The sequence below is a fragment of the Chryseobacterium sp. BGA-UO-ETr-SB22 genome (genome assembly GCF_059567885.1).
The window spans coordinates 3,293,008-3,318,036 of sequence record NZ_JCAQOV010000005.1 but is presented as its reverse complement, the minus strand read 5'-3'; the positions used below and the strand labels follow the sequence as shown (position 1 = coordinate 3,318,036).

The 25,029-nt window shown below is 34.7% G+C and carries 22 protein-coding genes and 2 tRNA genes; 16 read left to right on the top strand and 8 right to left on the bottom strand.

Going from position 1 to position 25,029, the window contains the following annotated elements:
• Nucleotides 1–171 precede the first annotated feature (171 nt).
• The 7 genes from AC57AW_RS22415 to AC57AW_RS22385 all read left to right on the top strand — a co-directional run bounded on the left by AC57AW_RS22415 (nucleotide 172) and on the right by AC57AW_RS22385 (nucleotide 5,928).
• Nucleotides 172–465, top strand: coding sequence for a helix-turn-helix domain-containing protein (locus tag AC57AW_RS22415; RefSeq protein ID WP_318846518.1), 294 nt, complete (start codon nucleotides 172–174; stop codon nucleotides 463–465).
• 237 nt (nucleotides 466–702) lie between these two features.
• Complete coding sequence (locus tag AC57AW_RS22410; protein WP_318846519.1) at nucleotides 703–2,121, top strand: amino acid permease; 1,419 nt, start codon at nucleotides 703–705, stop codon at nucleotides 2,119–2,121.
• A 266-nt stretch (nucleotides 2,122–2,387) separates the two neighbouring features.
• The gene (locus AC57AW_RS22405; RefSeq protein ID WP_496353642.1) at nucleotides 2,388–2,999 is read left to right on the top strand and encodes a hypothetical protein; all 612 of its coding nucleotides are present in this window, start codon (nucleotides 2,388–2,390) and stop codon (nucleotides 2,997–2,999) included.
• A gap of 4 nt (nucleotides 3,000–3,003) precedes the next feature.
• Complete coding sequence (locus AC57AW_RS22400) at nucleotides 3,004–4,110, top strand: agmatine deiminase family protein (protein WP_496353641.1); 1,107 nt, start codon at nucleotides 3,004–3,006, stop codon at nucleotides 4,108–4,110.
• A 235-nt stretch (nucleotides 4,111–4,345) separates the two neighbouring features.
• Nucleotides 4,346–4,978 (top strand): HdeD family acid-resistance protein, encoded by a 633-nt coding sequence (locus tag AC57AW_RS22395; RefSeq protein ID WP_047420013.1) that lies wholly within the window; start codon nucleotides 4,346–4,348, stop codon nucleotides 4,976–4,978.
• Between the two features lie 245 nt (nucleotides 4,979–5,223).
• Nucleotides 5,224–5,559, top strand: a complete 336-nt coding sequence (locus AC57AW_RS22390) for a hypothetical protein (protein WP_496353640.1) — start codon at nucleotides 5,224–5,226, stop codon at nucleotides 5,557–5,559.
• Nucleotides 5,560–5,592: 33 nt separating this feature from the next.
• Nucleotides 5,593–5,928 (top strand): hypothetical protein, encoded by a 336-nt coding sequence (locus AC57AW_RS22385; protein WP_496353639.1) that lies wholly within the window; start codon nucleotides 5,593–5,595, stop codon nucleotides 5,926–5,928.
• A 179-nt stretch (nucleotides 5,929–6,107) separates the two neighbouring features.
• Here AC57AW_RS22385 and AC57AW_RS22380 read toward each other — a convergent pair whose 3' ends face one another.
• From AC57AW_RS22380 to AC57AW_RS22370, 3 genes are all read right to left on the bottom strand, one after another.
• Nucleotides 6,108–7,646: a T9SS type A sorting domain-containing protein gene (locus AC57AW_RS22380; RefSeq protein ID WP_496353638.1), complete on the bottom strand. Its 1,539-nt coding sequence runs from the start codon at nucleotides 7,644–7,646 to the stop codon at nucleotides 6,108–6,110.
• An 84-nt stretch (nucleotides 7,647–7,730) separates the two neighbouring features.
• Nucleotides 7,731–7,801: transfer RNA gene (locus AC57AW_RS22375), tRNA-Gln, on the bottom strand.
• A gap of 229 nt (nucleotides 7,802–8,030) precedes the next feature.
• Nucleotides 8,031–8,101 (bottom strand) — tRNA-Gln (locus AC57AW_RS22370).
• A gap of 98 nt (nucleotides 8,102–8,199) precedes the next feature.
• Here AC57AW_RS22370 and AC57AW_RS22365 point away from each other — a divergent pair.
• The 5 genes from AC57AW_RS22365 (at nucleotide 8,200) to AC57AW_RS22345 (ending at nucleotide 12,396) form a co-directional block, all read left to right on the top strand.
• Complete coding sequence (locus AC57AW_RS22365; RefSeq protein ID WP_496353637.1) at nucleotides 8,200–9,222, top strand: AMP-binding protein; 1,023 nt, start codon at nucleotides 8,200–8,202, stop codon at nucleotides 9,220–9,222.
• A gap of 8 nt (nucleotides 9,223–9,230) precedes the next feature.
• Nucleotides 9,231–9,623, top strand: a complete 393-nt coding sequence (arfB, locus tag AC57AW_RS22360; RefSeq protein WP_496353636.1) for an alternative ribosome rescue aminoacyl-tRNA hydrolase ArfB — start codon at nucleotides 9,231–9,233, stop codon at nucleotides 9,621–9,623.
• A gap of 48 nt (nucleotides 9,624–9,671) precedes the next feature.
• The gene (locus AC57AW_RS22355; protein WP_496353635.1) at nucleotides 9,672–10,316 is read left to right on the top strand and encodes a hypothetical protein; all 645 of its coding nucleotides are present in this window, start codon (nucleotides 9,672–9,674) and stop codon (nucleotides 10,314–10,316) included.
• 299 nt (nucleotides 10,317–10,615) lie between these two features.
• Nucleotides 10,616–10,996, top strand: coding sequence for a GreA/GreB family elongation factor (locus tag AC57AW_RS22350; RefSeq protein ID WP_496353634.1), 381 nt, complete (start codon nucleotides 10,616–10,618; stop codon nucleotides 10,994–10,996).
• A 428-nt stretch (nucleotides 10,997–11,424) separates the two neighbouring features.
• Entirely contained in the window at nucleotides 11,425–12,396 is a 972-nt protein-coding gene (locus AC57AW_RS22345) for a deoxyhypusine synthase family protein (RefSeq protein WP_236853006.1), read from the top strand.
• Between the two features lie 348 nt (nucleotides 12,397–12,744).
• On the opposite strand, the gene AC57AW_RS22340 is transcribed toward AC57AW_RS22345, so the two are convergent.
• The gene (locus AC57AW_RS22340; protein ID WP_167498843.1) at nucleotides 12,745–12,891 is read right to left on the bottom strand and encodes a hypothetical protein; all 147 of its coding nucleotides are present in this window, start codon (nucleotides 12,889–12,891) and stop codon (nucleotides 12,745–12,747) included.
• 88 nt (nucleotides 12,892–12,979) lie between these two features.
• On the opposite strand from AC57AW_RS22340, the gene AC57AW_RS22335 reads away from it, so the two are divergent.
• The gene (locus AC57AW_RS22335) at nucleotides 12,980–13,276 is read left to right on the top strand and encodes an MGMT family protein (protein ID WP_496353633.1); all 297 of its coding nucleotides are present in this window, start codon (nucleotides 12,980–12,982) and stop codon (nucleotides 13,274–13,276) included.
• A 270-nt stretch (nucleotides 13,277–13,546) separates the two neighbouring features.
• On the opposite strand, the gene AC57AW_RS22330 is transcribed toward AC57AW_RS22335, so the two are convergent.
• Entirely contained in the window at nucleotides 13,547–13,933 is a 387-nt protein-coding gene (locus AC57AW_RS22330; protein WP_496353632.1) for a helix-turn-helix transcriptional regulator, read from the bottom strand.
• A gap of 396 nt (nucleotides 13,934–14,329) precedes the next feature.
• The gene (htpG, locus tag AC57AW_RS22325; RefSeq protein ID WP_496353900.1) at nucleotides 14,330–16,222 is read right to left on the bottom strand and encodes a molecular chaperone HtpG; all 1,893 of its coding nucleotides are present in this window, start codon (nucleotides 16,220–16,222) and stop codon (nucleotides 14,330–14,332) included.
• Between the two features lie 153 nt (nucleotides 16,223–16,375).
• Between htpG and AC57AW_RS22320 the strand changes: the two genes are divergently transcribed.
• Together AC57AW_RS22320 and AC57AW_RS22315 are read left to right on the top strand one after the other, a co-directional pair.
• Complete coding sequence (locus tag AC57AW_RS22320; RefSeq protein WP_496353631.1) at nucleotides 16,376–19,270, top strand: alpha/beta hydrolase family protein; 2,895 nt, start codon at nucleotides 16,376–16,378, stop codon at nucleotides 19,268–19,270.
• Between the two features lie 149 nt (nucleotides 19,271–19,419).
• Nucleotides 19,420–20,853, top strand: coding sequence for a hypothetical protein (locus AC57AW_RS22315; protein ID WP_496353630.1), 1,434 nt, complete (start codon nucleotides 19,420–19,422; stop codon nucleotides 20,851–20,853).
• 312 nt (nucleotides 20,854–21,165) lie between these two features.
• On the opposite strand, the gene recA is transcribed toward AC57AW_RS22315, so the two are convergent.
• A complete protein-coding gene (recA, locus tag AC57AW_RS22310) occupies nucleotides 21,166–22,167 on the bottom strand; it encodes a recombinase RecA (RefSeq protein ID WP_318846533.1) in 1,002 nt (333 codons plus the stop codon).
• Between the two features lie 372 nt (nucleotides 22,168–22,539).
• On the opposite strand from recA, the gene AC57AW_RS22305 reads away from it, so the two are divergent.
• Nucleotides 22,540–23,751, top strand: a complete 1,212-nt coding sequence (locus AC57AW_RS22305) for a hypothetical protein (RefSeq protein ID WP_496353629.1) — start codon at nucleotides 22,540–22,542, stop codon at nucleotides 23,749–23,751.
• 93 nt (nucleotides 23,752–23,844) lie between these two features.
• On the opposite strand, the gene AC57AW_RS22300 is transcribed toward AC57AW_RS22305, so the two are convergent.
• A complete protein-coding gene (locus AC57AW_RS22300; RefSeq protein ID WP_496353628.1) occupies nucleotides 23,845–25,029 on the bottom strand; it encodes an oxygenase MpaB family protein in 1,185 nt (394 codons plus the stop codon).

The window sequence follows — 25,029 nt, the reverse complement described above, 5'->3', positions numbered from 1 at the left end:
GTTTACCGAAGTGATATTTTCTCTGAAAAAAGGCTTATTTTTGACTCTTTTCTATGTTGAAAATAAATATCATGTAACGTGTATAATGTTTTGCCAAAGGTATTTATTAACTTTGTTAGAGGCTATTAGATAATCTTCTAAAATATACCGAAAACTACTAAAACAAAAACGATGAAAGTATGTGGACAAAATATCAGGAAAATCCGTAGGAATAAAGATCTTACGCAGGAATATATGGCTTTTGAAATGGGAATTTCCCAGAAGGCTTATTCCGATATTGAGAACTCCAAGGTAAAGATCAATCTGGAGATACTGACTAAAATATCAACTATTTTAGACATCAAACCATCTGATATCTGCAGCATTTCGCATAAATGTGGAATAGATGCATATGAAGACAAATACCAGGATCTTTTGGAGTATATGAAAAAGAATAATATTTCGATTCCGAAGGAGTTTTTGTAAGCTTTAGTTTTTGCGCTTTACATTAATATAAGTTATCATAAAATAATAATCTCCTTCAGCAGTTGAGGGAGATCTTTTTTTGTGCTGAAAAATTGACAGCAACTCGTAAGCTTTATCAATACTATAAAAAGAAAAGAGGTCTCTTCTGTTATGGGAACTCGAATTGTCAATTTACCCCATGGAATGTGAATTTCTCTGAAAAGTTTTTATATATTTAGCGACCGAATAATTCATTCAATGAGCAACGAAAATAAAACAGGAGAAAAGGATACTTTAGTTAGAGGATTAACAAATCGACACATACAATTAATAGCCCTTGGAGGAGCCATAGGAACCGGGTTGTTTCTGGGAATTGGGCCGGCTGCAGTACTGGCAGGACCATCAGTAATTTTAGGCTATGCTTTAGCAGGAATTATTGCCTTTTTTATTATGCGTCAGCTTGGTGAAATGGTTGTTCAGGAACCCGTATCAGGAAGTTTTAGTCACTTTGCCTACAAATATTGGGGAAATTTCCCGGGATTTGCATCCGGATGGAACTATTGGATTCTCTATATCCTGGTAAGTATGGCGGAACTCACGGCAATTGGACATTATATTCACTTTTGGTGGCCGGATATACCGCTTTGGGTTTCCAGTTTATTCTTTTTTATTGTAATTAATGCGCTTAATCTTGCTTCTGTAAAGGTGTACGGAGAAACAGAGTTCTGGTTTTCTATCATCAAAGTAGTCGCTATTATTGCTATGATTATCTTCGGGGTTTATCTTTTGATAAGTGGCACAGGAGGAGAAAAAGCAACCATTTCCAATTTATGGAATGATGGCGGATTCTTCCCGAAAGGCTTATTTAATAAAACAGAAAGCGGATATTCAGGATTATTTTCAGCAATGGCCATGATCATGTTCTCTTTCGGAGGGTTGGAACTTATCGGAATTACTGCTGCAGAAGCTAAAAATCCGGAGAAAACCATTCCACAGGCTACCAACCAGGTGATCTATAGAATCCTTATTTTCTATGTAGGAGCTTTGGTAATCTTATTTTCATTAAGCCCTTGGAGAGATATTACAGAAGGATCCAGCCCGTTTGTAATGGTGTTTCAAAATCTGAACGGCCTTGAATTCAGTGTTTTTGGTAAAGTAGTTCAATTCAATACATTGATTGCGAATGTTCTGAACCTGATTGTTTTAACGGCAGCTTTATCAGTATATAACAGTAGCGTTTACAGCAACAGCAGAATGCTTTTCGGATTGTCTCAGCAGGGGAATGCCCCAAAATTCCTGAAGAAACTGAATAAAAATTCTGTTCCTATCAACGCTATTCTTATTTCATCGTGCTTTGCTGGGATATGTATTATCATTAACAAACTAGTGCCGGAAAAAGCTTTTGAATACTTAATGGCTTTAGTAGTATCTACTTTGATCATCAACTGGCTGATGATATGCTATACCCACTTGAAGTTTAAAAAATCTATAAATGCATCAGGAATTCATTCAAAATTCCCCTCCATATTTTATCCAATATCCAATTATATCTGTATTGCCTTCTTGGTTCTGATATTAGGATTGATGAGTATTACAGGAATGGAAATTCAGGTGATTCTGATTCCGGTATGGATTGGCTTTTTGTTCGTTATGTATAAGTTGTACAAACCAAAATAAAAATATAAAACAGATTTAAATATGTTTTGAAAAGGTGAAAATTAAATGATTTTCACCTTTTTTGTTTTTATTTCTGTAAATTGGTAGTAGGGTATATCTTGAAAATATATCTTTTTTTTCTATCGTTTTGGCTTGCTGGATATTTTAAGCTGCTTGGAAAGAATGTCAATTTAGGACAAGATTTGTTTTTTTGAGAGACGTAATTTTGCACCTGTAAATCATCACTATGATGAATTTGCAATGTAAAATCTCAAAAAACAAATAGAATGAAAAATATATTTCTTCTCATCTTATTACTTCCTTTTTGTGCGAAGGCACAAATTTCTGTTCAGGCGTATGGCGGAAATAAAGAGACTGAACTTCTGGGGATTTATAATAAAGATTTCAATGGCAAATGGAATTATTTTGCTTCAGGAACTATTAGCTACAACTATGTATCAGGAAAAGTAAGTCCTGAGCTCTATCAGAATATTAATTATGGAATTGTAAAAAACCTGGGAGTTTCTGCCGGAGTTCATATTTCAGATAAAGATATCATGCCGTCCGTAGGATTGGCATATGGTAAAGAAAATGACGTTTTTGGAATCAATATATTTCCTGCATTTACCTATTCTACGGATGCAAAAGAATTTGGGCTTGGGCTCTATACTTTACTGGAATATACTCCGAAAATTAATGAGAAGCTTAACCTTTACAGTATGTTGATCGTAGAATCTGATTTTAGTTTTAAAGAACATCAGGCAAGCAGCCAGGTGATCCGTTTAGGAATAGAAAATAAGAAAAAGATGCAGTTGGGAATAGGAAGTAATATTTCCCAGACGGGGAGCAGTTTTGAAACCGATGTCAATTTCGGTGTATTTATTGGAAAGAAATTTTAATGATATGAAAAAATTATTCACACTCACTTTAGTATTGAGTTTTATAGTAAGTATGGCACAGACAGATTATCGTTTTCCCGAAGAATCTTCGCGGCATGAAGGAACTTGGCTGCAATGGCCGCATCACTATCAGCATGGAATGACGTACCGCAAAAGGGTAGAGCAGACATGGGTAGATATGACAAAAGCCCTTCAGCCGGGGGAGAAAGTTCACATTATTGCTTATAATGCTGAGGAAAAAAATAGAATTATCAGCCTTCTGGAAGAAAATAAAGTTTCCATGAAGAATGTTGATTTCAGAATCTATCCTACAGATGATGTATGGATTAGAGATAACGGACCTATTTTCGTAAAAGACAACAAAGGAAATGTTCTCATTGAAGATTGGGGGTTTAACGGATGGGGCGAGAAATTTGATTTTGAAAACTGTGACGCAATCCCACAAAAGCTGGGTAATGATCTTGGAATAAAAGTAATCGATCTGAATGATGAAATGGTCAACGAAGGAGGTTCTGTAGAAACTGATGGAAATGGTGTACTGATGGCTTGTAAAAGTTCAGTAATCAGCCAGAAAAAAGGGGCTACCAGAAACAAAGATATCACTCAGGAAGAAGCCGAAGAAGTGTTTGAAACGTACTATGGAGTATCCAAAGTAATTTGGCTTGATGGGGTGACCGGATTGGACGTTACGGATATGCATATTGACGGTTTTATGAAATTTACTAATCATAATACCATGATTACCATGAAAGATGATGATCTTCTTGACCTGGGCCTTTCTGAAAAAGATGTCAATACACTTTATACAGCAACCAATGTAAATGGAAAAGAATACAAAAAAGTATACGTGCCTGCAACCAAGAATAAAGTAACAACAGCGTATGGAAAACAGTTGGATGAAAAAGGGTCTTATGTCAATTATTACGTTGCTAATACAGTAGTACTCGTTCCAAATTATGGAGATCCTAATGATAAAATTGCCAATAAAATTATTCAGGAACAGTATCCGGATAGAAAAGTAATAGGAATAGACGTAAGAAATCTATACGAAAACGGAGGAATGGTGCATTGTGTTACGCAGCAGCAGCCAGCAGGAAATCTGACAAAATAAATTCAAATAATGAAGTGATATTTCTGCATCAGATGAATTCAATGAAACAAATTGGCTTTATCTGATGCTTTTTTTGTGGAAACAATTCACAGAATCGGACACGTTCCCGGGTTATTTTTTTGTATCTTAGTAAGAGGTTATATTTCAAATTCAGGTGAAATTTTAATCTGTTGAAATACCTGCGGATAAGCCGAAAACCGTTACAAAAAAGTAGGCAGGACCAAAAAAGACACCTATGGCTAATTTATTTCAAACTCTTACGAATACCGTAAAACATTGGTACATTCCATTAATCTTCGGAATTATATTTCTGATCTGTGGTTTTTATGTATTCAGTGTGCCACTTGCAACGTATGTTACACTTTCTATTTTTTTCAGTGTCTCATTTTTGTTTTCAGGAATTACGGAAATATTTTTTTCCTTACAAAACAGTAAATCCTTGCAGGGCTGGGGCTGGTTTTTGGTAAGCGGATTATTAACTACTGCAATAGGAGTATATCTCATCGCAAATCCTCAGATTTCAATGACTGTGCTTCCGTTTGTCATAGGATTTACTTTACTGTTTCGTTCTTTTCAGTTATTAGGTTTTGCATTTGATCTGAGAAGTATGAGAATAATGAGTTGGGGAAATGTAGCCCTTGCCAGTGTCGGAGGAATTATCTTTTCTCTGTTGTTGATTTTTAATCCAGTATTTACAGGAATTTCATTAGTTACCCTTACTGGTGTTTCTTTTATTTTCATGGGAATTGCTTCCATTATGCTCGCTCTGGATTTAAGGAAAATTAAAAAAATTCCAGGAAAAGTAAGTCAGGAATTAAGAGACAGAATCAAATCTATACAGGAGGAGATTGATGATCTGAAAAAATAATAAGTAAATTACTTCTAAATATAAAGACCTTGTAAAAAGGTCTTTAGTATTTTTAGGGAAAATGAAATACATTGCTGGAAAAATAACTAGGCATTTTGTAGTGATGAAAAATATTTTGATACCTTTAATGGTTAATTTTTATTATATTTTTTTGTATTCAAAGTAAAATAGAAATCAGATAACGAGACCCAATAGAAATTGGTTTTTTTTTAAAAATTGGGCATATATCTCAATTAGATTAGATTATGAAAATATTTGTTTTTTGTGTTTTTTTATTAGGTTTATTTTCTTGTGGAGAAATTGATTGTAATACTGTGAAACAAGGGTTCTATCCTGATGAATATAATATGATTGTCGGAGAAGCTAGTATAGATAATTCCTGGATCAAAATTACAGGTTATCATCCCATAACCTATGAGAAATCAAATATTATGGTGCATAATAATTGGATGGTAGACTTCGATGAAGTTGAGGAAGGAGATACAATAGTTAAGAAAAGGGGAGAGTTAATGCTTGCTATTCATAAAAAAGATACCATTATCAGGCATGATTGGTATTGTAAAGGAAAAGCTTATAAATAAGTTAAATGTTTACCCCTAATATTTGATTAAAGTATGAAAATATTTGTTTTTTTTAGCTTTTTAATCTTGGTGACTTCATGTGGAGAACCTGATTGTAATGATGTAAAAAAAGCTTTCTATCCTGATGAATATAATATGATTGTCGGAGAAGCTAGTATAAATAATTCCTGGATTAAAATTACAGGCTATCATCCCATAACCTATGAGAAATCAAATATTATGGTACACAATAACTGGATTGACGATTATAATGAAGTGGAAGCGGGAGATACAATAATTAAGAGAGCAGGAAATCTAGAACTTGTTGTTCATAAAAAAGATACCATTATCAGACATGATTGGTATTGTAAGGGGAAGCCTTATAAGTAAGTTTAATACTTACTCTAATCATTGTCATCAAAAAAATAAAAACGGAATTTTTTCCGCTTTTATTTTTATGTTTATATTAGAAAATAAAATTTTAATCTCAATTTAAGTATGTATCAGTAAATAAATAGAAACCATCCTTGAAAGAATGGTTTCTATTTATAAAGGATCAATATCTACTTTTATTTCTTCAATAATTTCAAAGACTGTCTATCTCCTTTTTTAGTGTCAAACTGGATCATATAATTTCCTTTTTCCAGTCTCTGAACATTTATTTGTTCATTGAATTTTGAAGAACCACTTTGAATTTTTTTCCCGGACATATCAAAAATATTGTACTCAAAACTTTCGCTGCTGTATTTTTTATTTTGTATCGTAATGTTATCACCCGCCGGGTTAGGGTAAAGGGTAAAAGTAGTATTCTGATCTTTATCAGAGATATCATTCAGTCCTAAGAAACCACTGTTAAATTTAGTCAAAAAAGACTTAGAGCCATACGTTACGCTACCACCGGAATATGCAAGAACAAGTGAGCCATCATTAAGGTTAAATAACTTTTTAACATAATCAGCTCTTATTGATGCAGCAGGAGGAGCAGCCATGAAATACTGAAAACCAGCGCTGGAAGTGGTGTAATCCACACTGCCATTAGCATTTAATCTTGTTACAAATAGTTGCTGAATAAGGTTTGGAGTACCATTATACATATTCATTAAAGCCCCCATTACTACTATTTTTGAATTTGGTAATACGGTAATTTGTCCCAATGTCAGTTGCTGTGCAGTGTTAAAGCTGTAATCTGGTGTTCTTCCGTTATTGGAAAACCCAGTAACAGAAGAGCCGTCTGAAATTTGAATTTTAGACAAAAAGAAAGTACCTCCAAAGGTCGTATTTTTACTATGTAGCACTAAGATCGAATTATTAGTATAATCATATTCAAAATTTCTGGCTACAGAACCATCCGTATTAGGAATAAAAACAGATCCATTATTACCAAATGTAGTATCATAAGTACCATCGGGCAGTCTTCTTTCGATATAAGAATCCTCAGTATAGGTTAGGGTATTAGTTTTAGTACCCGCCATTACCAGTTTTCCATCATTCTGGATATAAAACTTTTTGGGATAAAATGTACTAAGTGATAACTTTCCATTAGTACCGAAATTGTTATCAATGACTCCATTCTGGTTTACTTTTACCATATAAGAACCCATGTTGGAAACAAGAAGGTAGCTGTTGCCATTCTGATCTACCGCAATATCATCTGCTGTACCATTTTGACTCACAGATTGAGTGGTAAAACCATTAGTACCAAAACTGGTGTCCAAAGATCCGTCCAGATTAATTCTGGTTAGAAACCAATCATATAAGCTGTGGGTAGGAGTGGCATTTACCCTTCCATAGACTAATATCTTATTGTTATTTAAAACAATTTTTTTGATAGATTCACTCTTATCTGATGAATTGCTGCCCATATCATAATTCTTTGTGCCAAAAGCAGTATCAAGAATTCCACTTTGGTTTACCTTTCTTATTGTGATAGAACCTGTGGATGTAGCAGTAATGAATTGACCATCTGGAAGCATGACGGCATCCGATGTTTCATAAAAATTATCATACATGCAATAACCACCATTTCCGAATGTAGAATCGAAACTAAAACTTTGGGCGTTCAAAAAAATGCTGATAATGGAAAATAAAAAGAAATAATGTTTTTTCATAGGTTATAGTTTTTTAATTATTTATTTCCGAATTCAGTCGGAAATAAGGATAAAATAAAAACCATCCTTAAAAAGGATGGTTTGTAGACCCACAGGGATTCGAACCCCGACTGACGGTACCAAAAACCGGAGTGCTACCGTTACACTATAGGTCTGCTTTATTTTGGTGATGCAAATTTATGTATTTTTTTCTTATTTACAAATATCTTCTTTCAATTTTCTACTGTTTACATCAAAAAATAGTATTTGTTTTTTTAATTCTACACCAATTAAAAGTAGGATAAAACTGTTTTGTCAGGAAACTAAATCCGGGAAAGATGAAATTTTAATGAAAAATATGATAGTAAATATAAAACAAAAACCATCCTTAAAAAGGATGGTTTGTAGACCCACAGGGATTCGAACCCCGAATGACGGTACCAAAAACCGGAGTGTTACCGTTACACTATAGGTCTGTTTTATTTTGGTGGTGCAAATTTACATCTTTTTTATTTATATACAAGGATTTTTGATTTTTTTTTTAAATTTACTGTGGATTTTATTTACGGAAAATATGCTGATAGACTTCAATAATCTCAATATTAATAAATTATCGTTCCATACGGAATTTGAAAAAAAAGTGAAAATTTTTCTTGAAGAGTGGTTTTCAGAAAAAGCGGGAGTGAATGTACAGACTTCAGGCTCTACAGGAGTACCAAAAATCTTTGAGATCGAAAAAAAGAAAATGATCAACTCTGCAGTGATGACCTGTAACTTTTTGGGATTAAAAAAAGGAGATACTGCGTTACTCTGCCTTCCTGTAGAATATATTTCAGGAAAAATGATGATAGTCCGTTCTATAGAAAGAGAGTTGAAGTTAAGAATTGCAGAACCTTCTCTGAAACCTGTTGAGGATTTGGAAGAAAAAATAGATTTTTGTGCCATGACACCGCTTCAGGTAGAAAATTCACTGGAAAAACTTCATCTGATTAAAAACCTGATTATCGGTGGTGCAGCAGTTTCAGAAAGTCTGAAAAATAAAATCCTACAGATGAACCTCAGTGCTTCAAACCATATTTTTGAAACCTATGGAATGTCAGAAACGCTTTCTCATATTGGTTTGAAACAACTGATGCCGGAACAGGAAGACTATTTTACGGTTTTTGAAAATGTGTCCATCTCTTTGGATGATCGGGGGTGTCTGAAAATTTTTGCCCCTAATGTGAATGCTGAAGAATTGCAAACTAATGATTTAGTTAACATTAGGAATGAAAGACAATTTAAATTTCTAGGAAGAATTGATAACGTTATCAACTCAGGAGGAGCGAAAATTTTTCCAGAAACTCTTGAAACATTGGTGAAAAAAGAAATTCCGAATGAAGCCGTATTTATCGGTTTGCCGGATGAAAGTTTGGGGCAGAAATTGATACTGATTATAGAAGGAAATGAATCTGATGAGGTCATAAAGAAAATCTCAGAAATCCCTTTTGAGAAGAGTTTTCACAAACCCAAAGAAATTATTTTCATCAGTGAAATTCCGCGGACACCCAACGGGAAAGTAAACAGAATGGAATTGCATAAAAATATAAATATTTAGTCAAAAACATGAAAGACTTTTCAAAAGAACTCAGTTTCAAAACTTCCCGAAGCAGCGGGGCAGGAGGGCAGAATGTCAACAAAGTGGAAACCGCTGTTACCGTACTTTGGAAAGTAGATTCCTCAGAATTTTTCAGTGATGATGAAAAAATATTGATTCAGTATAAAGTGAAAAACAGGATCAATGCAGATGGCTTTTTATTCCTTACAGTTTCTGAAAGCAGAACTCAGCTGATGAATAAAAATAAAGCCATTGAAAAAATAATTGAAATTGTAAATAAAGCCCTCATAGTTCCAAAGAAAAGAACCGCAACAAAACCTTCAAGAGCTCAGAAACAAAAAAGACTTGATGGCAAGAAAAAACTTTCTGATAAAAAAGAGAACAGACGCTTTAAATTTTAGCTTGTTTCTCCCGAAGAAAATTTTAATTTTGCCGGAAACTTTAAAACCATGATAAAAAAACTAATTCTATTAGGAACTATTTCGAGTTCTTTACTTTCTTTTGCACAGGAAAAAATAACCATCATACCGGCTGTAGGATATGCGTGGAGAGTAGCTAAAACAGCACCTGGGCTTTCCATGGCAGAAAAAAATTATGTTAAAGGATTGAAAAACGGAGTCCATTTTGAAATTGCTGCTTATTATAATGTGAAAAATATTGGGATTGGTGCTAAATTTTCCAATTATAACGCTTCCAGCAGTGCTGTATTGAGCGGATACAATATGAATGGGCAGACTGTTACAGCTTCTATAAGCACTAAAGATAATATTACATTCTTTGGACCTTCCGTTATGTTCTCCAACTATACCAAACCTACAAACCACAAAATTGTTGCTGATGTATCTCTTGGAGTGATTACTTACACTACAAAAACAGAAGCTGTAAAAGGTACAGGTTCCAACCTTGGTCTGGAACTGGGGGCAGCCTATCAATATGCAGTTTCGAAAAACTTTATGATAGGTCCAAAGTTGGGAATTACGGCAGGAACCTTGAGCAAAATAAAAGTTAATGGACAAACCGTTGATCTTGGTGATGACCAGAAAGAAGGTCTGACAAGAGTTTCTTTAAGTGCAGCAGCTACATTCCGTTTTTAAATTACTATCTTTGTAAGGATTACAAAGAATTTTATAATAATGGCAGCAACAATCTCTTTATCAGCAGAACGCAGGCAATCAGGATTGTTGCTGTCATTACTTTATCTACATACAGATTCTTTTCTGAAAAGTTCTAAGGACTTTATCAATTAAGCCCTGTCAGGATCCAAGACAGGGGATTTTTCCGGATTTTATTTATTGCTTTTTTGCGGTTTTCTATAGAAGAAGGCTGTTGTATGCCTGGATTCTACATTGGATCTTTTGGGATAACTGCATTTTAATTTTAAAAATTGAAAAAAATGTCCAATCATATTATTGTAACCACCGGAATTTATGATGCTATAAAAGATACACTCAGAAGAAAAAAAGTGAGCATCGGAGAAGAAAAAAGATTAACTGAAGAACTTAGAAAAGCGAAACAGGTATTGAGAAGAAATCTGCCTGCTGATATTGTAACCGTTGAAAGGAAAGTAACTTTAAAAGACCATACCTTGGATTTTGAGCACGAATATATTTTTGTGCCATCTACTAAAGCAAAACTTAAAAAGAATAAACATTCCATACTTTCGGATATTGCTCTTGCAGTAGTAGGATATAAAGTGGGGGATATTATCAGCTGGCCGTTCAGAGATGGCGAAAGAAAAATTGAAATCCTGAAAGTAGAAACCTGGGAAGGGTAAATTCCTGTTGAATGCTATTAGGTTGAATTACAATGAAAGCGTGGCTCGTATGAGTTGCGCTTTTTTATAGACTTAATGTTGGAAAACGCAAAGACGCAAATTGTTTTAAATCCTGTAAGATGCAGAGATTTTATCTCCGATAAAATTGTGTACTGTATATTTTATTTAATCTCACGCTGATTTTGCATATTTACATAAAAAAAATGCACAATCTGTATGATTTGCACGAAAATTTAATGTTTCCCTTGCTGAAAATCTTAGATATTCTTGCGCCTTAAAATATTCATAACGCATGAAACTCTTTGCGCCTTTGTGTTTCCAACAAATGTAATTTAACAAATGATAAAAAAAGATCTCTCTATGGTACTTTCTTGAAGTGCTTTGACTGCATTCCGTTTTTAAGTTTTATCTTTGCAAAAATTTAAAAAATGAGCAAACCGATAACTGAATTCATAGAAAAGTATTACCTGCACTTCAACGCAGCTGCATTGGTGGATGCTTCTAAAGGATATGTTGCACATCTTAAAGATGGCGGGAAAATGATGATCACTTTAGCTGGAGCAATGTCTACTGCTGAATTGGGTAAAATTCTTGCAGAAATGATCCGTCAGGGGAAAGTAGATTTTATCTCTTGTACAGGGGCTAACCTTGAAGAAGATTTAATGAACCTTGTGGCTCACTCTCACTATGAAAGAGTTCCTCATTATAGAGATCTGACAGCTCAGGATGAGTGGGATCTTTTAGAAAGAGGTTTAAATAGAGTTACAGACACATGTATTCCTGAAGAAGAAGCTTTCAGAAGATTACAGAAACATATCGTAGAGATCTGGAAAGATGCTGAAGCTAAAGGAGAAAGATATTTCCCACACGAATTCATGTACAAAATGATCCTTTCTGGAGTTTTGGAGCAGTACTATGAAATTCCTAGAGAAAACTCTTGGATGATCGCTGCAGCAGAAGCAAACCTGCCAATTGTAGTTCCGGGATGGGAAGATTCTACAATGGGTAACATCTTCGCTTCTTACTGTATCAAAGGAGAGCTTACAGCGACTACAATGAAATCAGGAATCGAATATATGACTTACCTTGCTGACTGGTATACTAAAAACTCAGCAGGAAAAGGAGTTGGGTTCTTCCAGATTGGTGGAGGTATCGCAGGAGATTTCCCTATCTGTGTAGTGCCAATGTTGTATCAGGATATGGAAATGCATGACATTCCTTTCTGGTCTTATTTCTGTCAGATTTCTGACTCTACAACATCTTATGGTTCATATTCAGGAGCAGTTCCAAATGAGAAAATCACTTGGGGTAAACTTGATATCACTACACCGAAATTTATCGTTGAAAGTGATGCAACAATCTGTGCACCATTGATGTTCTCTTACATCTTAGAAAACTAAGAACAAAATTCTCATCAGAGATTACCATACAGCGCTTCAATTTATTTGGAGCGCTTTTTCATTTTAGCATTTAGAAATAGATTTGTTTTAAAAACTCAAACTATTTAAACCATTAAGAAAAATGGAGAAAATAAGAATAATTAAGTTTCATCTTTGAAGAAAAATAAAGCACACAGCTACATAAAATAGCTTAGCTATTTCCCTTAATAACGATATAAAATTTTATCGAAGATAAAATCCTTGCGCCTTACAACACATAGTATTAAAATAATTTTGCGCCTTTGCGTTCTCCAAAAAACATACATAAGTATTTGTGAAAATCTGTGTAATCCGTGGAAAAGAAAAAAATCAATCCAAAGAATTCACCAGTACAAAATAGCGATACGCCAGAATACCTTTTTCCACTTTTGTCAACTGATTAGGATCCTTTTTACTCAGCTTCGGAAGAACTTTTTTATTGACTGCATTCAACAGCCTGAAAAATGATTTTTTCATATCTTTATCTTTTAATGAAACATCATTGAGCCTAAGAGACTTCAAAAATGATGCAAAAAAGATCGCCAGCTAAAAATAATAAAGGAATATGGACGAAATTTTCAAACAACAGGTATACGAAGTGGCAAGACTTATTCCTAAAGGGAGAGTATCCACTTATGGGGCCATAGCAAAAGCAGTTGGTTATCCCAATCATTCTCGTCATGTAGGAAAAGCGATGGGAGGATGTCCGAAAGATGTTCCTGCTCACCGTGTTATTTCCAGTTCAGGAGTATTATCTGTTCCTGAATTTCAACCTAAGCTGGAAGCGGAGGGGATCACTGTGGAAAATTTTAGAATAAAAAATTTCAAAAAACTGTTCTGGGATCCGTTGGCTGAATTATAGATTAAATGTATTTGAATTCTTTTTAACGCAAAGGTTTTATTTTTATGCTGTACTATTTTTAAGGAAGCAAAGAAGGGAATCAATTTCATTGATTTTTTTAAGCGAACGTATAACCCCAAAGCTTCATCAGCGACAGAGTCGCAACTCTTCGCCTCCTGAAATAAAACATTCGAATCATTAAGTACTTTGCGTCAAAAATAATAGGATAAAAAAATGTCACTCCATAGCTTAATATGAATGACATCAATATTTTTAAGTGTTTAAACTGTATTATTTTCTTCCTCTCGGGAGACCTTTTAGTTCTTCTTTCAGCTTTTCGTTCTCCTCTTTTAATAGAGCAATATAGTTTTGAAGGTTTTTAATGATGTCCCCAGGGATATTATCATAATTATTTTGGTTACTGATAACTCCTGCAGATCTATCATTAAATACAGGATGGTCATTATTAACAACTATTGTAGCTTCCTCTTCTTCATAAATATCCTCAATTGGTACATCCAGAAAACGGGCAAGTTTGTCCCACTCATCTCTTACAATCTTTACATCACCGCTTTCCTTTCTACTGTAATTAGATACATCTGTTGCGATAAAGTCAGCTACCTGCTGCTGAGTATAGCCTTTTTGCTTTCTGATGACGCGTAATTTTTCTTTTTGCATGACCGACATTTTATACAAAAATGGCGAAAAAGCATAATCTATACAATAGAAAACAGAAAAAATATAGAGGAAAGCCGTGAAAATGAATAGAAAATAAAGAAAAGCTTTATAATATGAATCTTATTTGGAGTGACTGTTAATGATTTTTAGTTTGCTTTGTTGGAAAAAAGCAAAGGCGCAAAGAGTTTCATGCGTTATGAAGATTTTGGGGCGCAAGAAAATCAAAGATTTTCAGCAAGAATTAATTCTTATAGGATTAGGAATAAAAAATTTTATCGCAGATAAATCTTTGCGCCTTAAAGACGAATAAAATCAAAAAATTGCGCCTTTGCGTTTTTCTAACATTCTTCTCAAACAAAAAAAAGACTGCTTCAAAATGAAACAGTCTTGTGTATATTATTTTTCAAGTTGCTTATAGCTTCTCTGTATAAAATCTGTCAGGTCTTTTCCTTTCAGTAAGTTTTGTGAAAGTTTGGCAAGATCCAAAGCATATTTGATCAAACTTTCTTTCTCTTCCGTATTTTCAGTCTTTAAAATCTGATTAGAAAGTTCACTGTTGGAGTTTACCACAAGATTGTACATCTCCGGGAAACCTCCCATTCCGAACATACCGCCACCGCCTGTAGCCTGCATTTCCTTCATTCTTCTCATAAATTCTGGCTGGGTAATGGTAAACGGAGCATCATTGCTGTCCAGATCTTCAAGCTGAACGGTGAACTTAGTATCCTGGATAGCTTCTTCCACGTTCTTTTTTAAAGATTCTTTGTCAGTGTCATTCAGTTTTGAGATGGTTGGCTCATCTTTTTTAATCAGGTTGTTCACGTGATCCGCATCTACTCTTGCAAAAGAAATATTTTCTTTTGACGTTTCCAACTTCTGGATAACGTGTGGAGTGATAGGAGAATCTAGTAACAGAACTTCATATCCTTTATCCTTTGCAGATTGGATGTAGCTGTGCTGTTCATCAGCATTGGTAGCATATAGTACAACCAGTTTGTTGTCTTTATCCGTTTGTATAGGTTTGATTTTTTCAATCAATTCATCCCAAAGGAAATATTTTCCATCTGTTGTAGGATACAGTGTGAATTTGTCTGCTTTTTCAGCAAATTTCTCTTCTGTAATGATTCCGTACTCAATTACGATCTTAATGTCATTCCATTTTTGCTCATAATCTTCACGGTTTTCATTGATCAAAGAAGCCATTTTGTCGGCAACTTTTTTCGTGATGTAAGATGAGATCTTCTTTACCGCACCGTCTGCCTGAAGATAAGAACGGGAAACGTTCAATGGGATATCCGGAGAATCAATGACTCCTCTCAGAAGCATCAGGAAGTCCGGAACGATTCCTTTTACTTCATCCGTTACGAATACCTGGTTTTGATATAATTGAATTTTATCCTTATCAATATTCAAATTATTGCTCAGTTTCGGGAAGAACAGAACTCCGGTAAGGTTGAATGGATAATCAACATTAAGGTGAATATTGAATAAAGGTTCCTCAAACTGCATTGGATACAACTCGTGGTAGAACTTCATATAATCTTCGTTGGTCAGTTCGCTTGGAGCAATCGTCCATGCTGGAACCGGATTATTGATGATATTGTCTACCTCTTCCGTTTCAGCTACAGCATCTTCAGGAGCATCTTCCGGTAATGGAAGTGTATGTGTTTTTGTTCCGAATTTGATTGGAACAGGCATGAATTTGTTATACTTTAATAACAGCTCACGGATTTTTCCTTCTTCCAAAAATTCTACAGAATCTTCAGCAATATGAAGGATGATCTCCGTTCCTCTATCAGTTTTGTCAGTAGTTTCTTCAAGCGTAAACTCCGGGCTTCCGTCGCAGATCCAACGTACTGCCGGCTCATCTTTGTAAGACTTTGTAAGAATTTCTACCTTTTCAGCTACCATAAATGCAGAGTAGAATCCAAGACCAAAATGTCCGATAATCCCTGAATCTTTCGCAGAATCTTTATATTTCTCCAAAAACTCTTCAGCGCCTGAAAAAGCAACCTGGTTGATGTATTTTTCAACCTCTTCACTTGTCATCCCAATACCCTGGTCTATGATACGTAACGTTTTCTGGTCTTTATCAATTTTAACTTCGAGTTTTGGGTTTCCGTATTCCACTTTTGCTTCTCCGATGCTTGTTAAATGTTTTAATTTTAAAGTAGCATCAGTGGCATTGGAGATTAATTCTCTTAAGAATATTTCGTGGTCACTGTAAAGAAATTTTTTAATAAGCGGAAAAATGTTTTCCACAGATACATTAATATTTCCTTTAGTCATCATATTTTATATTTTAATTGTTCAACATACTTCTCAAAAAAAATACCATGCAGAAGAAAGTGACAGAATGGCATTTTTTCAATGTGAAACAGTCTTATGCTATGAATTTGTCAAAGAAATATCTTATTTTTAATTATTAAAAATTTTTTAAAGATGAAGTTGAAATGTACAGTTTTTATTCTGCTCATTATGACCTGCTGGGTGTATGGACAGAAAAAACCTTTAGACCATTCTGTCTATGACAGTTGGCAAAATATTGGAGTAAGAAAAATCTCCAATGACGGAAAATGGATTGCTTATTCTGTGGATGCTCAGGAAGGAAATCCTAACCTCTCTTTATATTCCGTTAAAAATAAAACGTCAAAAAAATTTGCAAGAGGAACAAAAGTAGATTTTACGAATGATTCCAGGTTTGCTGTCTTTCAAATCCGTCCACAGTATAAAGATATAAAAGCGGTAAAAGATAAAAAGCTTAAAAAAAATAAATTAACAAAAGACAGCCTTGCAATTGTTGATTTTTTAAATGATAAAACGGAGAAAATTCCAAATGTGAAATCATTTAAAATTCCTGAAAAAGCAGGTTCTTATGTTGCTTATCTCCTGGAAAACACAAAAGATAAATCTTCAGATGATGCTTCTGATAAAGAAGATGGAGACGAAAATAAAGATGAAGATAAAAATGTAAAGCCTTTGCAGCTGGTTGTACAAAATCTTTTGGATGGAAAAACTACGGAGTATGATAATGTAGTCCGTTATGAGTTCAGTAAAAATGGAAAGCAGCTTGTTTTTGTCACTAAAAAACCGGACGAAAAGAAAGATAAAAAAGAAGGAAAGGATTCAAAAGATGAAAAATCTGCGGACAAAAAAGATACAGATAAATCAAAGCCAAAGAAATATGCGCTTCAAACCGTACAGGTTGTAGATCTGCAGAAAGGAACTGTAACTATGATTTCAGAAATGGAAGGCGATTTTTCACAATTGTCTTTTGATGAAGAAGGAAATCAGTTGGCATATGTGGGAACTTCTTCTGCACAAAATGATTTGGTGAAATTGTATCAGTTGTATTACTTTAATTTTAAAGGAAATAAAAAGGAAACTGTTACCAATGAAAATGGGCAGATGAAAAAGAACTGGGTAATTTCTGAAAACCGTTTACCCTTATTCAGTAAAAATGGGAAGCAGCTGTATTTTGGTGTTGCTCCGAAACCTATTGCAAAAGACACAGCGATGATCGCGAATGACCATGCGGTTGTAGATGTTTGGAATTATAAAGATGATTATCTGCAAACAGTACAGCTAAAAGAATTGAAAAATGACCTGAAAAAATCTTATGCTGCCGTAATGCAGACGGAAAAACCGGATTTCTTTAGAAATATTGACGGCGAAGATCTGGATACTTTACGATTGGTCAACGAAGGAAATGCTGAATTTGCACTTGGTATTACAAGTATGAATAACCGTGTTTCTTCACAGTGGGAAGGGGCAACAAAGAAAACGTATTTCCTGATTGATAATAAAACAGGAGAAAGAACAGAAATTATTAGAAACCTTAACGGTTCGGTTTCTGTTTCTCCACTTGGGAAGTTCGTTGTGATTTTTGACAGAGAAAAAGGAAATTGGCAAAGCTATAATATTAAAACAAAGCAAACACTTCCATTGAGTAACGGATTGCCGGTCTCTTTTGTGGATGAGGAGTTTGATATGCCTGATTTTCCAAGTTCTTATGGAATTGCATCCTGGACAGATAATGATGAGTCTGTGATTATCAAAGACCGTTTCGATCTTTGGGAATTTTTCCTGAACGGGTCAAAAAAGCCAAGAAATATTACTAATGGATTTGGACGTAAAAATAAAATAACGTTTGATACCTACGATTTAGATAAAGATATTAAAAGTTTAGACCGAAAATCAGCCATTTATTTATCAGCGTTTGATAATACATCCAAAGCGAATGGTATTTTTAAAACATCTATTCAGTCGAATTCTGATCCGGTAAAAATCCAGATGGAAAATGTATGGGGGTATAGAAGTCTTCAAAAAGCGAAAAATGCAGAAGAATATATTATGGTAAAGGAATCATACACTGATTCTCCCAATATTTTTGCAGCATCAGATTTCTCAAAACAACAAAAGCTGAGTGATACCAATCCGCAGCAAAGCCATTATAATTGGGGTACAGACGAATTGGTAAACTGGACAACGCCGAAAGGAAATACCTCTACAGGAGTTTTATACAAGCCCGAAGATTTTGATCCTAATAAAAAATATCCAATGATCGTCTATTTCTATGAAAAGCTTTCGGATAATCTGAACCGTTATGTAGCACCAGCTCCAACACCTTCAAGATTAAATATTTCTTATTTTGTGAGCAACGGATATCTGGTTTTTACTCCTGATATTTCGTACACAGATGGTTTTCCCGGAGAATCTGCAATGGAATATATTAATTCCGGAGTTGAAAAGTTAAAGCAAAATTCATGGGTAGATGATGCTAAAATCGGAATTCAGGGACAAAGCTGGGGTGGTTATCAGGTAGCCTATCTTATTGCTCATACCAATATGTATGCAGCTGCGTGGAGTGGTGCTCCTGTTGTCAACATGACGTCTGCATATGGAGGAATCCGATGGACTTCTGGGATGAACAGACAATTCCAGTATGAAAAATCACAAAGCAGATTAGGAAAAAATCTATGGGAGGCGCCGGATCTTTATATTAAGAATTCACCGCTTTTTACCATTGATAAAGTAAAAACTCCTGTGGTGATTATGAGTAATGATAAAGATGGAGCAGTGCCTTGGTATCAGGGAATTGAAATGTTTACCGCATTGCGCCGTCTCGGAAAACCAGTGTGGCTTCTGAATTATAATGGTGATGATCACAATCTGGTAAAGCGCCAGAACAGAAAAGATATCCAAATCCGTGAACAACAGTTTTTTGATTATTATCTCAAGGGTGCTAAAGCTCCGGTCTGGATGACAAAAGGTATTCCAGCCACTCAAAAAGGGAAAGATTGGGGCTTTGAGTTAACAGATGATAAGCCTAATTAAAAGAATCGGCGGAGCCTTTGGCTCTGCCGATTCTGTTTAAAATACCCTTTGAAAAATATGACGAAGCTTAAACTGACACAATGGCATTTTTTTATGATGGATCTGTTGATCGCTTTTTATTATATTTACCGCCAATTATAAATAACAGTATGGGAATCTTTGATTTTTTTAAGAAGAAAAATAACAGTCAGGAAAATGTAAGTACTCAGGTTCAGGAAATGGAAATGCCTGAGGAAATGATAGTGGAGGAAGTAGTAGAAGAGGTTGTGGAAACAATGCCGGAAATCTCTTCACCACAAATAGAAGAGCCAAAGGTAAATGGTGAGTACGAAAAAATCAGAATTTATAATGATTATATAGTGTATTCTATAGCACTTCAGCTGAGAGGTGAATATACTCCTATTTCTGCTTTTGAAAAAGAAAATGGTGAGGTAGAAGGTTTTGCTTATATGGTGACAGAAGATGCTTATGCACTTGCTCCACAACAGGCGATTGCGCAAATGGAAGAAAAGCTTGAAAACGAACTTCAGGAAGGTAAGATCAAATCTTATATGATTTTGTATCATTCTCAGTTTGATAATAACGATAATCATAATCCGGCAACCAAAGAAGAAGAGTTTAAAGCAATTTCACTTTCTTACCATTTTGAAGGAGCTGGTAAGGCAAAAACGGGACTTCCTTATGTTTTCGAAAACCAGAATGTGACCTATAAAGGTTTTGCAGAGTTTTCTCACGAAGAAAATAATGAGATCATGAATCATCAGTTGGTGGATGGTAAAGATTATTTCCCGAATACAGAAGGAATTGCAGCGCCTGAAACTACCAACGAAGCAGGAATCATCATAAGAAAATCGAATGTTCATAATCTTGTGAATACATGGAGCGGGATTTTTGGTCATGAAAATTTCCAGACTAAAGATTACGGTCAATATCTTACCACTGTTTTAATGCAGTCTACGGTTGCAGAGCCGTCTGATGAAGATAAAAGCAAAACAGAATTTGAAGATGTAAGGTTTAAAACCATTGTTACAGATGAATTGAGTACCATCATTCCGGAGGTGAAAACCGATTATGTTTTAGATTTTGAAACAAGATCAATCAGAGAATGGGAAAATGCGTTGAACTTACAAGCGATTGTGGCTGGCCCTGCCAGAGATACTTTCGGAGTTTGGTTCTTTGCGACAGATTATGCGGAAAACAGAAACAAATATTTAACACAGCCTCATCTGAAAGTAAATCTTAGTGGAATTGTTCTAATTCTTGATGTTCATACCAACACAGATTTACCAGATGGTACTAAAATGAGTGAAGACTTTACAACCTATGCGCCAAGCCAGGATCTTCCTAACTATGCATGTTTTGATTTCATTGCTCAGATTGTAGATTGTAAGGAAACGGAATTGCTTGAAGATGGAAGCGTGAAAGGATATATCCTGAAACTGAAACTGATCACAAACGAAGAGAATGAAGATTTCTTCACCATCGATGCTTTTGTTAATAAGGAGAACATGAGATTTGAAACTCCAACAAAAGGAATGAAAGTTACCGGAGCCCTTCAGCTGCAAGGTAAGATGGCTGAATAGTTTTAAAGAATATAAAAACTAAAGAGGTTGTTCCACGGAATGACCTCTTTTTTATTTTCTGATCCTTCATTTATTTAAACGCAAAGAATAAATGCTTTATTTCAAGAAGCCAATAGAAGCGAATTTGTCGCTGAAGGAGCTTTGTGGTAAATGAGGCGTTTGCTTAGTACGAATCAATGAAATTGATTCTGCCCTTTGCTCTCTTAAAAATATTACAACTTACAGATGAAACCTTTGCGTTAAAAAATATCTGCATGTAAAAAACAAAAAAAGGCAATCCTAAGACTGCCTTTTCTATATTTTTCTGAAAAATTATTTGTTTTTCATTTCTTCCTTGATCTTGTTTTCCAATTCCTCAGAAAGATCAGGATTATCTTTTAAAACATCTTTTACAGCATCACGTCCCTGACCAAGTTTAGTCTCTTCGTAGCTGAACCAAGAACCGCTTTTCTTTACAATTCCCATGTCTACTGCTGTATCAAGAATTTCTCCTACTTTAGAAACTCCTTCACCATACATGATATCGAATTCTGCCTGCTTGAAAGGAGGTGCTACTTTGTTTTTCACAATCTTCACTTTCACACGGCTACCAATAGCTTCATCACCTTGTTTGATAGGTGCGCTGGCTTTTCTGATATCAATTCTTACAGAAGCATAGAATTTAAGAGCATTACCTCCGGTAGTAGTCTCAGGATTCCCGAACATTACCCCGATTTTTTCTCTTAACTGGTTGATGAAAATCACTGTACATTTCGTTCTGGAAATAGTAGCTGTAAGCTTTCTTAATGCCTGAGACATCAATCTTGCATGAAGACCCATTTTTGAATCTCCCATTTCACCTTCAATCTCCGCTTTGGGTGTAAGTGCAGCAACAGAGTCAATCACAACGATATCAATAGCTCCTGAGCGGATAAGGTTATCGGCAATTTCTAATGCCTGTTCCCCATTGTCCGGCTGAGAAATGATAAGGTTCTCCAAATCTATTCCTAATTTTGCAGCATAAGTTCTGTCGAAAGCGTGCTCAGCATCAATGAATGCAGCAATACCACCTGCTTTTTGAGCTTCAGCAATAGCGTGAAGGGTCAATGTTGTTTTACCTGAAGATTCAGGACCATATATTTCAATGATTCTTCCTTTTGGATATCCACCTACTCCTAAGGCAATATCTACTCCTAAAGAACCGGAAGGAATTACTTCTATTGTAGTGTCTACGGTATCATCTCCTAAAGTCATTACCGTCCCTTTTCCGTATGTTTTATCTAATTTTTCAAGCACTAAAGCGAGTGCTTTTTTCTTATCATCAATGTTACTCATCGCTATTAAAATAATTTCTCAAAAATACATAATTTAAATATCAAAAGCTAATATTATTTATCTCTGAAAACTGTTTTTAGAGTTAAAAAATGATAAAAGTTTATAAGTGATATTATTCATAACGAGATAGATGTGGGGTGTGAAGGGATATGATGTTAAAAAAAATATTTAAGCTGATAAAGTGATCATTGTAAGAAAAAGACAAGGAGGGTGAAAGCTACTGTTGGATGGGCCATTTCTGTGAGATGGAGTCTTCCCTGCTTATTAAATTAGTCTATTACAACATTTTTTATGTTGATCAGTACGAATGTCTTTTTATCCATTCATATAAAAAAATGCTTATCTTAAAACATTGTTTTTAAAGATTATTCTATGGACAGAAAATTAAAACGATTCCTGATTAAATCTTTTGCTGTATTAGTAGTAATACATCTCGCTTATTTTATCTATGGCTATATAAAGTTTGAAGGTCTGCAAAAAATTGATATTTATACAGAATTTTACAGGTTCAAATTTTATGATGATGTTTCCATTTCTCACTTTTTTGTAACCAGCTTTTTCTTGTTTTTCTTTGTTTTTCTTCTCCTTAGAAATCATTCTCCAAAGAGAAATGAATCGTTAAATATTTGGAGAATGACCATTATACTGTTATTTATATCCTTTTTATCCCTCACTTTTTTCATCAGTTATAGTTTTGGATTAAATGCAAAGCTACGAACTGAATTGCCTGAAAAGAATCTTAATAAGGACAAAACGCTACTGAACGTCTTACAGCCTTTTTTATACAATTATACGTCTTATAGCTCTGAGAAGCTATTTAATCCCAAAAATATTTTATACCCCAAACCTTATCCTGTAGTTGAACTGAGGGATACAGTATATTATGAGCCAGGTAATGATAAGGATTATTTTTCAACAGAATCCAGGTATTACAGTATTGATACCCTGAGAGTACTGAGAGCTGATTATAAAAAATTAAGCAATAAATCGAAGTCAGTGCTTGATATTCTGGGGCTTGATGCCGAGAAGCTGGGAAAAAGATTAATTTCTAAAAAAGAGATAGGGGACAGTACTGAAATTCTATTTCAAGGAATAGAGGTACATCCTCAATATGATGAGAAAATGTGTATTTTCCTTGAAAATAAAAGCTTGTCTTCTTCATTGCATAATATCCCTGAACGGAAACAGCAGTATGAAAATGCCGTTAAAAGATATAATTTGCTTTATAAATATAATCAGGATTCGCTGCTAAACTCGTTGAAGAGGCTGGATGTTCTTTTAAAAAAATACAATATAGAAACACAGATAATTCCAGAACAGCTAACAAAAGATGTCTTTTATTACAGAGACCATCAGCAGGAGCCTCTGAATGAAATACGAAATACTTACGAAAGAAATAGGTTAAAAGAAAAATTTGAAACCCTTGACCGATTGTTCTACAAACCGAATTATCTTCATCCCTCCATTACAGTCATTTTTATAGGGGTTGTCATTAGCGTCTGGATCATCTTATTTTTATTGTATCTGATCTGGAGTGTAAGAAACAGAAAGCTTATTACAGGAAATGTAAAGGAAAAAGAATAAATATAATATTGCCTCTTTTTCAATGAAATGGAGAAGTCTCAATTTTTATTTTAAATAACTTCCAGCTTTTCATTTCCTTCAAAAATAAAGTTTTTAATGAAAATTGGAGTTTTTAGTAATATTCAGATAGTCTTCCAATACTTTCATCTGGTCCTTATTTCCTCTTTTTATTCTCGCTTCACGGCTTACGAGTTTGTCATATATTTTGTTGAAAAGTATTTTTGATTTGGGGAACAGGTTTTTGTTGGGAACTTCCGGGATTTGCAGTCTTTTGCAAACTTCATCATCCAGCAGAAACCAGGTACAGCAGACATGCAGATATTTTAAATTTTTCCTTTGGAATTCAAATTTTAAAATTGGATTTTCCAGAGATTCATTCAACAGAGAATGAGCAAGGAGAACAGAATCTTTATCAGAAGGAGGTTGAACAGAAGTCCATAAATAAAAATATTCGGTAGCTTGTTTTTTATTGTCGGGGAGAAGCTGTTCCGGAATTCCCAGAAGATAACCTACATATTTCCACAGGTGAAAAATTCCCTGTTCTTCCTCAATGGAAAAACTATTTCCCAGTTTTTGAAGACTGTGAAGAAAGACAAGACTAAAACCAATGTACGTTGCCATCATATCCCATGAATTGATAGGCTCACCCCAGTTTTCGGTATCCCAGTCTTTATAATGTTTTTTGATGGAAAGTCTAGCGTAAGAATGGATCAGACGGGTTTTGATAGCAAATTCATACCCTTTTGCGTGAACTTCCAGCGCATTATATCGGGTAGCGTTTACCCAGAAATCCAATGTTTCCGAAAGACGTTTTACCGCACCCTTTTTTAATGCTTCTGTAACGATAAGGGGCTTGTTGAGGTAGGCATAGTCATAACCGCCGATCAGACAATAATCCCTCAACGAAATCAGGGAGTCAAGGTTGCTTCTCATACAGAGTTCTGCACCGTTTTTGAGTAAATTGTAATCAAGCCATTCAGGAACTTTTTGAGTTTGTGTGAAAAGCTTTTTTACACTTTCAGGAACTGAATCTGTTTCCGAAACTCCATTTCTGATGTACTGCTCAATTTCCCTGGATGCCTCATGAAATTTTTTAGTAAAATAAACATCTTTTACTACCTCATCACCAATCTCGTCCACATGATGAAAAAAAGGAGCGAATTTTTCAAATTTTTCAAAACTCACTTCTGCACCGGAAAATTCAATAAGCAGTTTTCCGTTGCCCCTTTCCCAGAAATCTCTGAAATGAGAAGCGTCTTTAAATCGTGGTTGTATCAT

Excerpts from the sequence above, each read along its gene's own strand:
- recA (WP_318846533.1), bottom strand. The coding sequence starts at position 22,167 with ATGAGTAACATTGATGATAAGAAAAAAGCACTCGCTTTAGTGCTTGAA.
- AC57AW_RS22330 (WP_496353632.1), bottom strand. The coding sequence starts at position 13,933 with ATGCAAAAAGAAAAATTACGCGTCATCAGAAAGCAAAAAGGCTATACT.
- AC57AW_RS22405 (WP_496353642.1), top strand. The coding sequence starts at position 2,388 with ATGAAAAATATATTTCTTCTCATCTTATTACTTCCTTTTTGTGCGAAG.
- AC57AW_RS22390 (WP_496353640.1), top strand. The coding sequence starts at position 5,224 with ATGAAAATATTTGTTTTTTGTGTTTTTTTATTAGGTTTATTTTCTTGT.
- AC57AW_RS22305 (WP_496353629.1), top strand. The coding sequence starts at position 22,540 with ATGGACAGAAAATTAAAACGATTCCTGATTAAATCTTTTGCTGTATTA.
- AC57AW_RS22385 (WP_496353639.1), top strand. The coding sequence starts at position 5,593 with ATGAAAATATTTGTTTTTTTTAGCTTTTTAATCTTGGTGACTTCATGT.
- arfB (WP_496353636.1), top strand. The coding sequence starts at position 9,231 with ATGAAAGACTTTTCAAAAGAACTCAGTTTCAAAACTTCCCGAAGCAGC.
- htpG (WP_496353900.1), bottom strand. The coding sequence starts at position 16,222 with ATGACTAAAGGAAATATTAATGTATCTGTGGAAAACATTTTTCCGCTT.
- AC57AW_RS22395 (WP_047420013.1), top strand. The coding sequence starts at position 4,346 with ATGGCTAATTTATTTCAAACTCTTACGAATACCGTAAAACATTGGTAC.
- AC57AW_RS22350 (WP_496353634.1), top strand. The coding sequence starts at position 10,616 with ATGTCCAATCATATTATTGTAACCACCGGAATTTATGATGCTATAAAA.
- AC57AW_RS22300 (WP_496353628.1), bottom strand. The coding sequence starts at position 25,029 with ATGATACAACCACGATTTAAAGACGCTTCTCATTTCAGAGATTTCTGG.
- AC57AW_RS22320 (WP_496353631.1), top strand. The coding sequence starts at position 16,376 with ATGAAGTTGAAATGTACAGTTTTTATTCTGCTCATTATGACCTGCTGG.
- AC57AW_RS22315 (WP_496353630.1), top strand. The coding sequence starts at position 19,420 with ATGGGAATCTTTGATTTTTTTAAGAAGAAAAATAACAGTCAGGAAAAT.
- AC57AW_RS22365 (WP_496353637.1), top strand. The coding sequence starts at position 8,200 with ATGCTGATAGACTTCAATAATCTCAATATTAATAAATTATCGTTCCAT.
- AC57AW_RS22355 (WP_496353635.1), top strand. The coding sequence starts at position 9,672 with ATGATAAAAAAACTAATTCTATTAGGAACTATTTCGAGTTCTTTACTT.
- AC57AW_RS22400 (WP_496353641.1), top strand. The coding sequence starts at position 3,004 with ATGAAAAAATTATTCACACTCACTTTAGTATTGAGTTTTATAGTAAGT.
- AC57AW_RS22410 (WP_318846519.1), top strand. The coding sequence starts at position 703 with ATGAGCAACGAAAATAAAACAGGAGAAAAGGATACTTTAGTTAGAGGA.
- AC57AW_RS22380 (WP_496353638.1), bottom strand. The coding sequence starts at position 7,646 with ATGAAAAAACATTATTTCTTTTTATTTTCCATTATCAGCATTTTTTTG.
- AC57AW_RS22345 (WP_236853006.1), top strand. The coding sequence starts at position 11,425 with ATGAGCAAACCGATAACTGAATTCATAGAAAAGTATTACCTGCACTTC.
- AC57AW_RS22340 (WP_167498843.1), bottom strand. The coding sequence starts at position 12,891 with ATGAAAAAATCATTTTTCAGGCTGTTGAATGCAGTCAATAAAAAAGTT.
- AC57AW_RS22335 (WP_496353633.1), top strand. The coding sequence starts at position 12,980 with ATGGACGAAATTTTCAAACAACAGGTATACGAAGTGGCAAGACTTATT.
- AC57AW_RS22415 (WP_318846518.1), top strand. The coding sequence starts at position 172 with ATGAAAGTATGTGGACAAAATATCAGGAAAATCCGTAGGAATAAAGAT.